Raw genomic sequence first — 14064 nt, 5'->3', positions numbered from 1 at the left:
CTCACCAGCGGATGGGCACCGGAAGGGCCGTCAGCAGTCCGGACACCGCGACCACCAGGCCCAGCGCGACGACCTCCGCCCGCGCGGGCGCACAGGCGCTCAGCGGATCGGCCGCCCGGCGCAGCCGGCTCCGGGCCCACAGGGCGAGGCCGGCGACGGCGGCCACGAGCAGCACCTTGGCGAGCAGGGCCCGCCCGTACGCCGTGGCGGTCAGCTGCTCCAGGATCGTCCCCGGCGGCATCCTTCGCAGCGAACTCCACACCCCCGTCGCGGTGATGGCGGCGAGCAGCACGGCCGCCACGCGCGCGTAGAGGCCCAGCAGGGCCGCGCCCGCCCCCTCGTCGGTGCGGCCGTGCCACAGGCGCAGGGTCCGCAGCGCGTGCAGCAGCCCGCCCGCCCACAGCGCCGCGCAGGTCAGGTGCACGAGCGTCAGCCCGGAGCCGGTCAGCGGACTCTGCTCGGTCGGGGGGTGCGCGCGCAGCGCCTCCGCGACGACCACGGCGGCCAGCGGCCACAGCTGCCTGGCGGGCCGACTCGACACGGCACACAGACCCGCCACGAGGAACGCGTTGACCTCGAGCAGGGCGAGCGTGCCGTCCCGGGACGTGTAGAGCCCGCCGATGTCCAGGTCCGACAGACCGCCCGGGACACGGTTGCCCGTGGCCACGACCGAGGCGAGCGCGAGAGCGGCGACGAAACCGGCGACGGCCGCGAAGGGTGACCAACCGCGGGGCACGGCCGGGGCGTGTCCGGGAGCCGTCTCAGGGCCCGGCACGGAACGCGCCAGCCGGTTCACGAACAGCTCGCCGACCGGTACGCACAGCGCCGCGAACAGCACCGTGCGCAGCAGGGCGACGCCGCCTGCTCCGGGCGCGCCGGCCTCCCCGGTGCCGTACAGCGCGGTGGATGGACCGAGCAGCGGGATCAGCGCGCCCAGGGCCACCAGGACCAGGACGACGACGGCCCGGCCCGCACCGGTGCGCCGTACGGGCCCGCCGCTGTCGGACACTCCTGGCGTGGGTCTTGTCAAGGTCACCCCAAGATCTTCACCAACCTTCACATGGTCGGGCAAGTCCAGGGGAGCGAACTCAGTCGGCCCGGGACGCGGCCGACCACCACAGCCGCACCTCCTTGCCCACGTCCGTGGGCCGCAGCTCCCACCCCTGGGCGAGCGCGACCTCGGCGACGTACCAGCCGCCGACACCGCGGTATTTCCGCATGGGTATCGCACACTCCACGGGCGGTCGCGGCTTGCGCGGCTCGACCGGGGCCGAGGCCCGGGCGGTCCACTTCGCTACCGCCTTGTCCACGCGCGCCTTGTAGTAGTCGGCGTCACCCTCATGGCGCAGCTCCGGCCAGGACACACACCAAGAGGCCAGGCGTCCGACGCGCAGAACCGTCCCGCCCGCGGCTTCGATGAAGCGGCGTTCGAGGGTGCTGCTGAAGGCCGTGATCACCTCGGCGAACATCCCGACGACGAGGAGCACCGCCGCCACCGCCACCCACAGCACACACACCACCGGAAACCACACCACGCTCCCCGCGAACCGCAGAGCCAACTGCCACCGAGGCCGCACCGGTTCGGCGGTCCAGGTCACGGGGTCTTCGTACACGTCCATGACAAGAAATCCTGCCGCAGGGACGCAGCGGGCCGGGCGGGTGCCCCCGCCCGGCCCGGACCGTCTTCACACGAGCTCTACCTGGTCACCGCGTCCAGCGCGTCCGCGATGCCCCAGCCGTAGAAGCCGTTGCGGTTCTTGGAGCCCTCGCACACCGCGTCGATCTTGCCGTCGGCGTCGATGTCGTACGGGTCCGTGCACGGCGTGGCGTCGGCCTCCGCGTAGAGCAGGGCCTTCACCAGGGCAGGGGAGGCGTAGGGGTGCGTCGACTTGATGAGCGCGGCGACGCCCGCGACATGCGGGGACGCCATCGACGTACCGGCCATGTAGCCCCACTTGCCGCCCGGCAGCGTGCCCAGGATCAGCCCGCTCGTGGCCGGCGCCTCCGGCTTCTGGTAGGCGGTCGAGTCGCCGCCCGGGGCGGCGATGTCGGCGACGCCCAGCCCGTAGTTGGAGAAGGACGACTTGATGCCCTTCGCGCCCGTCGAGGCGACCGTGACGACACCCGGCAGCTGGGTCGGGATGTCGAGGCACTCCGAGGGATCGACGGTCCGGTCGCCCGGCGTGGTGTCGTTCGGGGACGACGGGTCGGTGATCTCGTCGGCCGAGAGGTCGTAGTTCTCGTTGCCCGCCGCCGCGACGTTGACCGCGCCCTTCTTCTCCGCGTACCGGGAGGCCCGGCCGACCGCGTCCAGAAGCGCCTTCTGGTCCGGGTCGTCGCCGCAGTTGAAGTACCAGGGGTCGGTGTAATAGCTGTTGTTGGTGACGTCCACCCCGTGCTCGGCCGCCCACACGAAGCCGCACACCACGGCCTCCGTGTAGAAGAAGCCGTCCGGGTTGGACACCTTGATGCCGGAGACCTTCACCCCGGGCGCGACACCCGTCATGCCGACGCCGTTCTTGGCGGCCGCGATCTCACCCGCCACATGGGTGCCGTGCGGGCTCTCCGAGGCGCCGGGCCGCCAGGCCCCGTCCGCGGTGTCCGGCTTGCCCGACACACAGTTGACCGACGCCTTGCGGTCGAAGTTGGGTGCGATGTCGGGGTGCGTGTCGTCGACGCCGGTGTCGATCACGGCGACCGTGACCTTCTTGCTGCCCAGCGACTTCTCGTGCGCCTTGTCCGCCTTGATGGCCGGCAGGTCCCACTGCTGGGGCTGCAGCGGGTCCTGCCCGGCGGGGGCCTCGGCCTCGGCGACCTCGGCCGCGCTCAGCGCCTTCGGCGTGCCGAGGTCACCCGTCGTCGCCGTGGGCAGCGGCTTGGTCCGGGTGGCACCGGCCGACTGCACGCCGCGCACCTTGCGGACGGTCTTGGCGAAGTCGGGGTTCGAGGAGTGGACGACGATGACGCCTATCTGGTCGTACGACGTCACGATCGTGCCGCCCGCCTTGCCGACGGCCTTCTTCACATACGCCGAAGTGCCGTGCCCCGGCTTGACGTTGACCACGTAGCTGAGCGGGGCCGCGTCGGCCGACACCGCCGGGGTGGCGTCCTCGGCGGCCGTGGCCGCCGTGTTCGGCAGGAACGCGAGGGCCGTGGCCATGGCCATCCCGGCCGGGATCGCGACGGCGCGGCGGTAGCGCGCGTACGGCGCTGTCATGGTGTCTCCAGTAGGTTCGCGATACGTGCTGACGGTGCTGACGGTGCTGACGGTGCGTGAAGTCTCAGGATGCACAGGTCACTTGACCGCGCGCAGCGCGTTGACGATGCCGTGTCCGTAGAAGCCGTTGAGGCGCTTGCCGCCCTCGCAGGTGGCATCCTGCGTGCCGTCGCCGTCCTGGTCGTAGGACTCGGGGCAGGCGGTCCGGTCGGCCTGCGCCTTCAGCAGCGCCTGGAGCTGGGCCGCGGACGCCTTGGGGTGCTCGGACTTCAGCAGCGCGGCGACACCGGAGGCGTGCGGAGCGGCCATCGAGGTGCCCTGGAGGAAGCCCCAGGTGCCGCCCGGCATCGTGGACAGGATGCGGCCGTTCTTCGAGGGCGTGTCAGGGGTCTGGTAGCGCCCGTCACCGCCCGGCGCAGCGACGTCGACGACGCCCTTGCCGTACGTCGAGTAGTACGACTTGAGATGGTTGACGCCCGTCGCGCTCACCGTGACGACACCCGGAAGCTGGGTCGGGACGTCGAAGCACTCGTGCGGGTCGATCGTGCGCTCCACGGGGGTGGAGTCGTCCGGGCTGGAGTCGTCGACGATGGCGTCCGAGTCCAGGTCGTGGTTGGAGTTGCCCGCCGAGGCGACGTGGAGCGTGCCCTTCTTCTGGGCGTACAGCTGCGCCCTGTTGACCGCGTCGACGATGGCCCGCTGGTCCGGATCGTCCATGCAGTTGTACAGCCACGGGTCGACGTAATAGCTGTTGTTCGTGATCTCGACGCCGTGGTCGGCGGCGAACACGAAGGCGCACACGACGCTCTCCGGGTAGAAGAGGCCGTTGGCCCGGTCGGTGACATTGATGCTGGAGACCTTCACACCGGGGGCGACACCCGCCACGCCTATGCCGTTGCGGGCGGCGGCTATCTCACCCGCGACATGCGTGCCGTGGTAGTCCTCGGGGGTGTACGGCCGCCAGGCGCCCTCGCTGGTGTCGGGCTTGCCGCCGGCGCAGTTGGCGGACTGCGACGCGGAGAAGTTCGGGGCGATGTCGGGGTGCGTGTCGTCGACGCCGGTGTCGATCACGGCGACGGTCACCTTGCGGCTGCCCGGGTTGATCTTCGCGGCCTTGTCGGCGCCGATCGCGCGCAGATCCCACTGGTCCGCTTCGAGGGGCTCGCTGTCGGGCGCCTTCGCCGAGGCGGCCTCGACCCGCGCGGCCTGGGCGTCGGTCAGATACTGCGCCGCGCCCTCCTCGTTCGTCCCCGCCGCGGTCAGCGGCGTCGTCCGCGTCGCGCCCGCCGACTGGACACCGCGCGCCTTGCGCACGGTCTTGGCGAAGTCGGGGTTCGTGGAGTGGACGACGATCACGCCGATCCGCTCGTAGGTGGTCACGACCGAGCCGCCGGCCGCGCCGATCGCCTTCTTCACCGAGGCGATCGTGCGACGGTCCACCTTGGTGTTGACGACGTACGCCAGCTTCGGCGCGTCCGCCGAGGGCGCGGACGACTCCGCGCGCGGGGCGGCCTCCGCGTGCGGGGCGGCCGACGCGGCAGCCGGCAGAAAGCCCAACGAGGCCGTCAGGGACAGCACGACGGGCACGGCGAGGGCGAGCCGGCGTCTGGAACGCAGCTGGGACATGGGGTCTCCACATCATCCGGAAACGAAACCGGCCCGAGGCACAGGTGGTGCTCGGGCAGGTACATGACGGGTGGTTCAGGGCGAAGTTATCCCGCGCTCTCGCTGGCCAGCAACGGTTTCCCGAAACGACTTCGGAAAGAACGCCGGGCGGTTGAACCGGTTCTCGCGTGCCGCCGTGACGTTGAGCAGGGAGCGCGAGGACACTCGCCTCCGTCCCCGCTGAAAACCGCTTCCGTCGTCACGAGGAGACTCTCCGTGTCCACCGATGCACCGCCCCCCTCGAAAGAGCAACACAAACTCCCCTCACCCGAGGAGTTCGCCGAGGTGCAGGAGAGCGCGGAGTTCGGTGAACTGCGCCGCTCCTACCGCTCCTTCGCCTTTCCGCTGACCGTCGCCTTCATCGCCTGGTACCTGCTGTACGTGCTGCTGTCGAACTACGCGGGCGGCCTCATGGGCACCAAGCTGTTCGGCAACATCAACGTCGCCTTCGTCCTCGGCGTCGCCCAGTTCGTCACCACGTTCCTCATCGCCTGGTGGTACTCGCGGCACGCCGCCGCGAAGCTCGACCCCAAGGCCGAGGCCATCAAGTCCCGGATGGAGGGCGGCGCATGAGCACCGCACAGCAGACCCTGCTCGCCCAGCAGAACTTCCTCGCGGCGAACGAGGCCAGCGAGCACCGGCCGCTGATCATCACCCTTTTCGCGCTGTTTGTCCTGGCCACACTCGGCATCACCATCTGGGCCGGCCGCCAGACCAAGGACGCCGCCGACTTCTACGCGGGCGGCCGCCAGTTCAGCGCCTTCCAGAACGGACTCGCGGTCTCCGGCGACTACATGTCGGCCGCGTCCTTCCTCGGCATCGCGGGCGCGATCGCCCTCTTCGGCTACGACGGCTTCCTGTACTCCATCGGCTTCCTGGTCGCCTGGCTCGTCGCCCTCCTCCTGGTGGCGGAGCCGCTGCGCAACTCCGGCCGCTACACCATGGGCGACGTGCTCGCGTACCGCATGCGCCAGCGCCCGGTCCGCACCGCCGCCGGTACGTCCACGATCGTCGTGTCGATCTTCTACCTGTTGGCCCAGATGGCAGGCGCCGGCGTCCTCGTCTCGCTGCTGCTCGGCATCACCTCCGACGCCGGCAAGATCCTCATCGTCGCCCTCGTCGGCATCCTGATGATCGTGTACGTCTCCATCGGCGGTATGAAGGGCACCACCTGGGTCCAGATGGTGAAGGCCGTGCTGCTCATCGGCGGCACCATCCTGATCACCTTCCTGGTGCTGCTGAAGTTCAACTTCAACATCTCCGACCTGCTCGGCACGGCCGCCGAGAACAGCGGCAAGGGCGCCGCCTTCCTGGAGCCCGGCCTCCAGTACGGCATGACCGGTACCTCCAAGCTGGACTTCGTCTCCCTGGGCATCGCCCTGGTGCTCGGCACGGCCGGTCTGCCGCACATCCTGATCCGCTTCTACACGGTGCCCGACGCCAAGGCCGCCCGTAAGTCGGTGAACTGGGCGATCGGCATCATCGGCGGCTTCTACCTGATGACCATCGCCCTCGGCTTCGGCGCCGCCGCGCTGATCTCCCAGGACGAGATCATCGCCTCCAACCCGTCCGGCAACACGGCGGCACCTCTGCTCGCCCTGCATCTCGGCGGTGTCGACTCGACCTGGGGCGCGATCCTGCTCGCCACGATCTCGGCGGTCGCCTTCGCGACGATCCTCGCCGTCGTCGCCGGCCTCACCCTCGCCTCGTCGTCGTCCTTCGCGCATGACATCTACGCCAACGTCATCCGCAAGGGGAAGGCGTCCGGCGCCGAGGAGGTCCGCGCGGCCCGCTGGGCGACCGTCTTCATCGGCGTCGTCTCCATCGGCCTCGGCGCCCTCGCGCGCGACCTGAACGTGGCCGGCCTGGTCGCCCTCGCCTTCGCGGTCGCCGCCTCCGCCAACCTCCCCACGATCCTCTACAGCCTGTTCTGGAAGCGCTTCACCACCCAGGGCGCCCTGTGGTCGATCTACGGCGGTCTGATCGTCGCCGTCGGCCTGGTGCTGTTCTCGCCCGTCGTCTCCGGCGACCCCAAGGCGATGTTCCCCGAGGTGGACTTCGCCTGGTTCCCGCTGAAGAACCCGGGCATCATCTCCATCCCCTTCGGCTTCCTCATGGGCTGGCTCGGCACGGTCCTGTCCAAGGAGGAGCCCGACGCCAAGAAGTACGCGGAGCTGGAGGTCCGGTCCCTGACCGGCACCGGAGCCCACTGAGCACCAACCCCTTCCCGCGGCCGCCTCGTAGGAACCTCCAGGTTCCTGCGCCGCGGCCGCGTTCCGCGTCGTGGGATCGGGTCTGTGGAGTTGTCGGTGGGGTCACGTAGGCTCGCAGGTGTCGGAGAGGAAGTGCTCCGGGCACGATCCGCGTCGAGGGAGGGGGCCCACGTGCTCATCGACACCTACGGCCGAGTGGCCACCGACCTGAGGGTCTCGCTGACCGACCGGTGCAATCTGCGCTGCACCTACTGCATGCCCGAGGAGGGCCTGCAGTGGCTGGCCAAGCCTGACCTCCTCACGGACGACGAGATCGTCCGCCTGATCGACATCGCGGTCACCTCCCTCGGTATCGAGGAGGTCCGCTTCACCGGCGGCGAGCCCCTGCTGCGCCCCGGCCTGGTCGGCATCGTCGAGCGGGTCGCGGCCCTGGAGAAGCGCCCCCAGATGTCGTTGACCACCAACGGCATCGGCCTCAAGCGCACGGCGGCCGCTCTGAAGACGGCGGGCCTGGACCGGGTCAACGTCTCCCTCGACACACTGCGTCCGGACGTCTTCAAGACCCTCACCCGCCGCAACCGTCACAACGACGTCATCGAGGGCCTGTACGCCGCCCGCGACGCAGGCCTGACCCCGGTCAAGGTCAACTCGGTCCTGATGCCGGGTCTCAACGACGACGAGGCCCCGGACCTCCTCGCCTGGGCCGTGGAGCACGACTACGAGCTGCGCTTCATCGAGCAGATGCCCCTGGACGCCCAGCACGGCTGGAAGCGCGACGGCATGATCACAGCAGGCGACATCCTGACCTCCCTGCGCACCCGCTTCGAGCTGACCCCCGAGGGCGAGGAGAAGCGCGGCTCGGCCCCGGCGGAGCGCTGGCTGGTCGACGGCGGGCCGCATGTGGTCGGCGTCATCGCCTCCGTCACCCGCCCCTTCTGCGCGGCCTGCGACCGCACCCGCCTCACCGCCGACGGGCAGGTACGCACCTGCCTCTTCGCCCAGGAGGAAACCGACCTCCGCGCCGCCCTCCGCTCCGACGCCCCGGACGAGGAGATCGCCCGCATCTGGCGCCTGGCGATGTGGGGCAAGAAGGCGGGAGCAGGACTGGACGACCCGTCGTTCGTACAGCCGGACCGTCCCATGTCGGCTATCGGGGGTTAGTGCATCGCCCCGAGGGGCGCGGGGAACTGGGCGACCGGCCACAAACGGCCCGCAGACGAAGAGGGGAACTCAGCCGCCCCACTCCTCGAAACGCACCACGTCCTTCAAGAACCCTCGCACCCCGAGGAACTGCGACAAATGCTCGCGATGCTCTTCACACGCAACCCACGTCTTGCGCCGCTCCGGCGTATGGATCTTCGGGTTGTTCCACGCAAGCACCCACACCGCATCGACGCGGCAGCCCTTCGCGGAACAGATCGGCGTCTCGTCACTCACTGCTTCGTCTCACCACTGCACACAGAAAAGGCGACGCCGAGCAGCCACGGGGGGAGCTGCCCGGCGTCGGTCCGTCGCTCCGACGGGGGATGCGGAGCGCGTACGAAGTATGTCACGGGTAACCCCGAGCCCGGCACCTGAACAACATGATTGATCTGAGCTTTTCTTGAGCTTGGCGGGAAGATGACTTCCGTTTGTGATCGCCCCCGGACGTCCCTACTGCTCCCGCGAATCGGTCTTCGCACCCGGCGCGTGCCCGGACACGCCATCTTCCGCGGCGGATTCCGCGGAACCGTCCCGCGCATCCGGCGGCGCGATCATCGGCCGCGTCGGCGCCGCCACGAACGTCGACGGCAGAGACGGCGCGTTCTCGCGCCCGGCGTTCGCGATCACCACCGCGATGTACGGCAGCACCAGCCCGAGCACCAACGCCACGACGGCGACGTGCCGTTCGACGTTCCACAACGTGGCCGCGAGGATCACGGAGATCGTGCGGACCGTCATCGAGATCACGTACCGGCGCTGCCGCCCGCGTACGTCCTCCTGAAGTCCCGTCCGGGCGCCGGTGATCCGGAAAACCTGGACGTTTCCGCCGCCATGCTGCTTCCGCATCGCATTCCACCATCCGCCCGTACTTGACCAGGACAGCTTCCACGTTACGCCGCGGCCGCGCCCGCTACGAGACCGGGGCCCGTCCGGCCGAGACGAAGGGCGTGCGCCGTGACGCGTACGGCCATCCCCGGCATGCGGCGTACGGCACCTGGGCCGACACTGGCCGTAGAGCTCACGTCGAGCCGTACGAGGAGGCAGCGATGGGCTGGTTGTGGGCGATCATCGTGGGACTGGTGCTCGGCCTGATCGCCAAGGCGATCATTCCGGGCAAGCAGCACTTGCCCCTGTGGCTGACCGTCATCCTGGGCATGATCGGAGGCATCGCCGGCAACGCCATCGCCCGGGCGGCCGGCGTCGACGCCACCTCGGGTATCGACTGGTGGCGGCACGTCTTCCAGCTGGTGATGGCGATCATCCTCGTCGGCCTCGGCGACAAGGCCTGGACGACGGCCCGGGGAGACAGACCCAGGGCATGACGGGGCACACGGTGAAGGGGGCCGCCTCCGCACCGGAGACGACCCCCTTCCCACGCGCGCTCAGCCGCCCGTGACCTCTACCGCCGCCAGGTTCTTCTTGCCCCGGCGCAGCACCAGCCAGCGGCCCTGCAGCAGGTCCTCCTTGGCGGGGACCGCGTCCTCGCCGGCGACCTTGACGTTGTTCACGTAGGCGCCGCCCTCCTTGACCGTGCGGCGCGCGGCCGACTTGCTGGCCACCAGGCCGACCTCGGCGAACAGGTCGACGACCGGGCCGAGCTCGGAGACCTGGATGTGCGGCACCTCCGACAGGGCCGCGGCCAGCGTCTTCTCGTCCAGCTCCGCCAGCTCGCCCTGCCCGAAGAGGGCCTTGGACGCGGCGATCACGGCGGCCGTCTGGTCCGCGCCGTGCACCAGCGTCGTCAGCTCCTCGGCGAGCGCACGCTGCGCGGCACGGGCCTGGGGACGCTCCTCGGTCTGCCGCTCCAGCTCCTCCAGCTCCGCACGGGAACGGAAGGACAGGATGCGCATGTACTTGGAGATGTCCCGGTCGTCCACGTTCAGCCAGAACTGGTAGAACGCGTACGGCGTCGTCATCTCCGGGTCGAGCCAGACGGCGCCGCCCTCGGTCTTGCCGAACTTGGTGCCGTCCGCCTTGGTCATCAGCGGCGTCGCCAGCGCGTGCACCGCGGCGTCCGGCTCCAGGCGGTGGATCAGGTCCAGGCCCGCCGTGAGGTTGCCCCACTGGTCGCTGCCGCCCTGCTGGAGCGTGCAGCCGTACCTGCGGTAGAGCTGCAGGAAGTCCATGCCCTGCAGCAGCTGGTAGCTGAACTCCGTGTAGCTGATGCCCTCGGAGGACTCCAGGCGCCGGGCCACGGAGTCCTTCGTCAGCATCTTGTTGACACGGAAGTGCTTGCCGATGTCCCGCAGGAACTCGATCGCGGAGAGGTTCTCCGTCCAGTCGAGGTTGTTGACCATGAGGGCCGCGTTCTCGCCCTCGAAGGTCAGGAACGGCTCGATCTGGGAGCGCAGCTTGCCGACCCAGCCGGTCACCGTCTCCGGGTCGTTCAGCGTGCGCTCCGCCGTCGGACGCGGGTCGCCGATCAGGCCCGTGGCACCGCCGACCAGCGCCAGCGGCCGGTGACCGGCCTGCTGGAGCCGCCGCACGGTGAGCACCTGCACCAGGTGCCCCACGTGCAACGACGGGGCGGTCGGGTCGAAGCCGCAATAGAACGTGACGGGACCGTCCGCGAGCGCCTTGCGCAAAGCGTCCTCGTCAGTGGACAGGGCGAACAGCCCGCGCCACTTCAGCTCGTCGAAGATGTCCGTCACGGTTCTCGTATCTCCTTGAGTGGGCTCGAATGGAGTGGGCTCGTAATCAGGTACGAGGTTATACGCCCTGACTGACAGAGCTCATATTGAAGTCGGGCACCCGCAGCGCCGGCATCGCGGCCCTGGTGAACCAATCGCTCCATTCCCTCGGCAGCGTCTTCTCGGTTCGCCCGGCCTCCGTCACCCGGCCCAGCAGACCGACCGGCGTCTCGTTGAACCGGAAGTTGTTCACCTCGCCGGTCACCTCGCCGTTCTCGACCAGGTAGACGCCGTCCCGGGTCAGCCCCGTCAGCAGCAGCGAGGCCGGGTCGACCTCGCGGATGTACCACAGGCAGGTCAGCAGCAAGCCGCGCTCGGTGTCGGCGACCATCTCGTCCAGGGAGCGGTCGTCGCCGCCGTCCAGGATCACGTTGTCGATGCCCGGCGCCACCGGCAGACCGGTCAGGCCCGCGCTGTGGCGGCTGGTCGTCAGGTGCGACAGCTCTCCCTCGCGCATCCACTCGGTGGCCGCCAGCGGCAGTCCGTTGTCGAACACCGACTCGTCGCCCCCGGAGGAGTGCGCGATCACGAAGGGCGCCGACTCCAGGCCGGGCTCGTTCGGGTCGCTGCGCAGGGTCAGCGGCAGATCGGTCAGCTTCTCGCCGACCCGGGTGCCCCCGCCCGGCTTGGAGAACACGGTGCGGCCCTCCACCGCGTCCCGGCCCGACGCCGACCACAGCTGGTAGATCAGCAGGTCCGCGACGGCCGACGGCGGCAGCAGCGTCTCGTACCGGCCCGCGGGCAGCTCCACACGCCGCTCGGCCCACCCGAGGCGCACCGCGAGCTCCGCGTCCAGGGCCGCCGGGTCGACGTCCTTGAAGTCCCGCGTGGAGCGCCCGGCCCACGCGGACCGGGTCCGGTCCGGGGACTTGGCGTTCAGCTCCAGCGTCCCGTTCGGCTGGTCGTGCCGCAGCCGCAGCCCCGTGGAGGTGCCCACGTACGTCGACACCAGTTCGTGGTTGGCGAACCCGTACAGCTCCCGGCCGCCCGCACGCGCGCGTGCGAAGGCCTCGCCGAGCGCCGGGGCGAAGTCGGCGAACACCGCGGAGGAGGTCTCGGCGGGCGCCTCCGTGAACTCCGGACTCGCGGCCACGCCCGTGACCAGCGGCTGCGCGTCCTCGGCGGGCCCGGCACCGCGTGCTGCCGCCTCGGCGGCCCGCACCAGGGGCTCCAGCTCGTCGGCGGTCACGGCGGACCGTGACACCACCCCCGAGGCCGTGCCCTCCTTGCCGTCCACCGTCGCGACGACGGTGAGCGTGCGCCCGCGCGTGACGCCGTTCGTCGTCAGGGCGTTGCCCGCCCAGCGCAGGTTGGCGGTGGACTGCTCGTCCGCGATGACGACACAGCCGTCCGCCCGGGACAGTTCGAGGGCGCGCTCGACGACCTCGTGCGGCTTGCTGGGACGCGCGCTCATCGACCGGCCTCCTGGGTCGTGTTCAGACTGTGCTTTTCCGGGGAGTAACCCCCGGACCCCCAGCCGATGCTGCAGCTGATGTTCATCGACCGGCCTCCTGGGTCGTGTTCAGAATGTTGACGCCCTTGAAGAGGGCCGACGGGCAGCCGTGCGACACGGACGCGACCTGGCCCGGCTGGGCCTTGCCGCAGTTGAAGGCGCCGCCGAGGACGTACGTCTGGGGACCGCCGACGGCGGCCATGGAGCCCCAGAAGTCGGTGGTCGTCGCCTGGTAGGCGACATCGCGCAGCTGACCGGCGAGCCGCCCGTTCTCGATCCGGTAGAAGCGCTGACCCGTGAACTGGAAGTTGTAACGCTGCATGTCGATCGACCAGGACCGGTCACCGACGACGTAGATCCCCCGCTCCACGCCCCCGATCAGGTCCTCCGTCGACATCCCGGCCGGGTCCGGCCGCAACGACACGTTGGCCATGCGCTGCACCGGCACGTGGCCGGGGGAGTCGGCGTAGGCGCAGCCGTTGGACCGCTCGAACCCGGTCAGCTTCGCGATCCGCCGGTCCAGCTGGTAGCCGACGAGCGTGCCGTCCTTCACCAGGTCCCAGGACTGGCCCGCGACGCCCTCGTCGTCGTACCCGATGGTGGCGAGCCCGTGCTCGGCGGTGCGGTCGCCGGTGACGTTCATCAGCTCCGAGCCGTACCGCAACTTGCCCAGCTGGTCGAACGTGGCGAAGGACGTGCCTGCGTAGGCGGCCTCGTAGCCCAGGGCGCGGTCCAGCTCGGTCGCGTGCCCGATGGACTCGTGGATGGTCAGCCACAGGTTGGACGGGTCGACGACCAGGTCGTACAGGCCCGGGTCGACACTCGGCGCGCGCATTTTCTCGGCGAGCAGCTCCGGGATCCGCTCCAGCTCGTCCTCCCAGTCCCAGCCGGTGCCCCGCAGGTACTCCCAGCCGCGTCCAGCGGGCGGCGCCAGGGTACGCATCGAGTCGAACTCGCCGCTCGACTCGTCCACCGACACGGCGTTGAACACCGGGTGCAGCCGTACCCGCTGCTGCGTGGTCACGGTCCCGGCCGTGTCGGCGTAGAACTTGTTCTCGTGGACGGTGAGCAGCGAGGCGTCGACATGATCGACCCCGCGAGCCGCCAGGAGCCGCGCGCTCCAGTCCGCGATCAGCCCGGCCTTCTCCTCGTCGGGCACGGAGAACGGATCGATCTCGTACGACGAGACCCACGTCTTCTCGGCGTGCACGGGCTCGTCGGCCAGCTCCACACGCTCGTCCGACCCGGCCGCCCTGATCACCTGCGCGGACAGCTTGGCCATCGCCACCGCCTGCCCGGCGACCCTGGCGGCGGCGTCCAGACTGAGGTCGACCCCGGACGCGAAACCCCACGTCCCGCCGTGCACCACCCGCACCGCGTACCCGAGGTCGGTGGTGTCCGACGACCCGGCGGGCTTGGCGTCCCGGAACCGCCAGGAGGCGCCCCGCACCCGCTCGAACCGGAAGTCCGCGTGCTCGGCACCGAGCGCACGCGCGCGTGCGAGGGCCGCGTCGGCGAGGGCGCGCAGGGGGAGGGCCGTGAAGGCCTCGTCGATGGTATGAGGCACCGCCGTCTCTTTCTGTCGAGGTGAGCGTGGTCGCCGTACTGGGTGACTGGTCCGAT

The 14064-nt window shown here is 70.2% G+C and carries 13 protein-coding genes; 4 read left to right on the top strand and 9 right to left on the bottom strand.

Features of this window, described 5'->3' with window-relative positions:
* Position 1: 1 nt before the first annotated feature.
* From ACFZBT_RS27155 to ACFZBT_RS27140, 4 genes are all read right to left on the bottom strand, one after another.
* Positions 2–1036 (bottom strand): CopD family protein, encoded by a 1035-nt coding sequence (locus ACFZBT_RS27155; protein WP_391108418.1) that lies wholly within the window; start codon positions 1034–1036, stop codon positions 2–4.
* Between the two features lie 52 nt (positions 1037–1088).
* Entirely contained in the window at positions 1089–1619 is a 531-nt protein-coding gene (locus ACFZBT_RS27150; RefSeq protein WP_391108415.1) for a hypothetical protein, read from the bottom strand.
* A gap of 77 nt (positions 1620–1696) precedes the next feature.
* Positions 1697–3217, bottom strand: coding sequence for a S8 family serine peptidase (locus tag ACFZBT_RS27145; RefSeq protein ID WP_391108412.1), 1521 nt, complete (start codon positions 3215–3217; stop codon positions 1697–1699).
* Between the two features lie 78 nt (positions 3218–3295).
* Positions 3296–4843: a S8 family serine peptidase gene (locus tag ACFZBT_RS27140; RefSeq protein WP_391108409.1), complete on the bottom strand. Its 1548-nt coding sequence runs from the start codon at positions 4841–4843 to the stop codon at positions 3296–3298.
* Between the two features lie 255 nt (positions 4844–5098).
* Between ACFZBT_RS27140 and ACFZBT_RS27135 the strand changes: the two genes are divergently transcribed.
* The 3 genes from ACFZBT_RS27135 to moaA all read left to right on the top strand — a co-directional run bounded on the left by ACFZBT_RS27135 (position 5099) and on the right by moaA (position 8256).
* Positions 5099–5455, top strand: coding sequence for a DUF485 domain-containing protein (locus tag ACFZBT_RS27135; RefSeq protein WP_391108406.1), 357 nt, complete (start codon positions 5099–5101; stop codon positions 5453–5455).
* On the top strand, positions 5452–7095 hold the full coding sequence (locus ACFZBT_RS27130; RefSeq protein WP_391108404.1) for a cation acetate symporter: 1644 nt from the start codon (positions 5452–5454) through the stop codon (positions 7093–7095). The genes ACFZBT_RS27135 and ACFZBT_RS27130 overlap by 4 nt, the downstream gene beginning before the upstream one ends.
* Positions 7096–7266: 171 nt before the next feature.
* Entirely contained in the window at positions 7267–8256 is a 990-nt protein-coding gene (moaA, locus tag ACFZBT_RS27125; protein ID WP_391108401.1) for a GTP 3',8-cyclase MoaA, read from the top strand.
* 69 nt (positions 8257–8325) lie between these two features.
* Here moaA and ACFZBT_RS27120 read toward each other — a convergent pair whose 3' ends face one another.
* Positions 8326–8532: a hypothetical protein gene (locus ACFZBT_RS27120; RefSeq protein ID WP_391108398.1), complete on the bottom strand. Its 207-nt coding sequence runs from the start codon at positions 8530–8532 to the stop codon at positions 8326–8328.
* Between the two features lie 216 nt (positions 8533–8748).
* A complete protein-coding gene (locus ACFZBT_RS27115) occupies positions 8749–9144 on the bottom strand; it encodes a DUF3099 domain-containing protein (RefSeq protein ID WP_391108394.1) in 396 nt (131 codons plus the stop codon).
* A 200-nt stretch (positions 9145–9344) separates the two neighbouring features.
* Between ACFZBT_RS27115 and ACFZBT_RS27110 the strand changes: the two genes are divergently transcribed.
* Positions 9345–9620: a GlsB/YeaQ/YmgE family stress response membrane protein gene (locus ACFZBT_RS27110; RefSeq protein WP_391108701.1), complete on the top strand. Its 276-nt coding sequence runs from the start codon at positions 9345–9347 to the stop codon at positions 9618–9620.
* Between the two features lie 60 nt (positions 9621–9680).
* Here ACFZBT_RS27110 and tyrS read toward each other — a convergent pair whose 3' ends face one another.
* From tyrS to ACFZBT_RS27095, 3 genes are all read right to left on the bottom strand, one after another.
* Entirely contained in the window at positions 9681–10949 is a 1269-nt protein-coding gene (gene tyrS, locus ACFZBT_RS27105; RefSeq protein ID WP_391108391.1) for a tyrosine--tRNA ligase, read from the bottom strand.
* A gap of 58 nt (positions 10950–11007) precedes the next feature.
* Positions 11008–12402, bottom strand: a complete 1395-nt coding sequence (locus ACFZBT_RS27100) for a metallopeptidase TldD-related protein (RefSeq protein ID WP_391108388.1) — start codon at positions 12400–12402, stop codon at positions 11008–11010.
* Positions 12403–12484: 82 nt separating this feature from the next.
* Positions 12485–14008, bottom strand: coding sequence for a metallopeptidase TldD-related protein (locus tag ACFZBT_RS27095; RefSeq protein WP_391108386.1), 1524 nt, complete (start codon positions 14006–14008; stop codon positions 12485–12487).
* Positions 14009–14064 lie beyond the last annotated feature (56 nt).

The sequence above is a fragment of the Streptomyces sp. NPDC008137 genome (assembly GCF_042957035.1).
Taxonomy (GTDB): Bacteria; Actinomycetota; Actinomycetes; order Streptomycetales; family Streptomycetaceae; genus Streptomyces.
Note: the sequence above shows the minus strand (reverse complement) of the source record. Positions and strands in the feature narration are given on the sequence as shown.

Excerpts from the sequence above, each read along its gene's own strand:
- ACFZBT_RS27150 (WP_391108415.1), bottom strand. The coding sequence starts at position 1,619 with ATGGACGTGTACGAAGACCCCGTGACCTGGACCGCCGAACCGGTGCGG.
- ACFZBT_RS27145 (WP_391108412.1), bottom strand. The coding sequence starts at position 3,217 with ATGACAGCGCCGTACGCGCGCTACCGCCGCGCCGTCGCGATCCCGGCC.
- ACFZBT_RS27140 (WP_391108409.1), bottom strand. The coding sequence starts at position 4,843 with ATGTCCCAGCTGCGTTCCAGACGCCGGCTCGCCCTCGCCGTGCCCGTC.
- ACFZBT_RS27130 (WP_391108404.1), top strand. The coding sequence starts at position 5,452 with ATGAGCACCGCACAGCAGACCCTGCTCGCCCAGCAGAACTTCCTCGCG.
- ACFZBT_RS27115 (WP_391108394.1), bottom strand. The coding sequence starts at position 9,144 with ATGCGGAAGCAGCATGGCGGCGGAAACGTCCAGGTTTTCCGGATCACC.
- ACFZBT_RS27110 (WP_391108701.1), top strand. The coding sequence starts at position 9,345 with ATGGGCTGGTTGTGGGCGATCATCGTGGGACTGGTGCTCGGCCTGATC.
- ACFZBT_RS27100 (WP_391108388.1), bottom strand. The coding sequence starts at position 12,402 with ATGAGCGCGCGTCCCAGCAAGCCGCACGAGGTCGTCGAGCGCGCCCTC.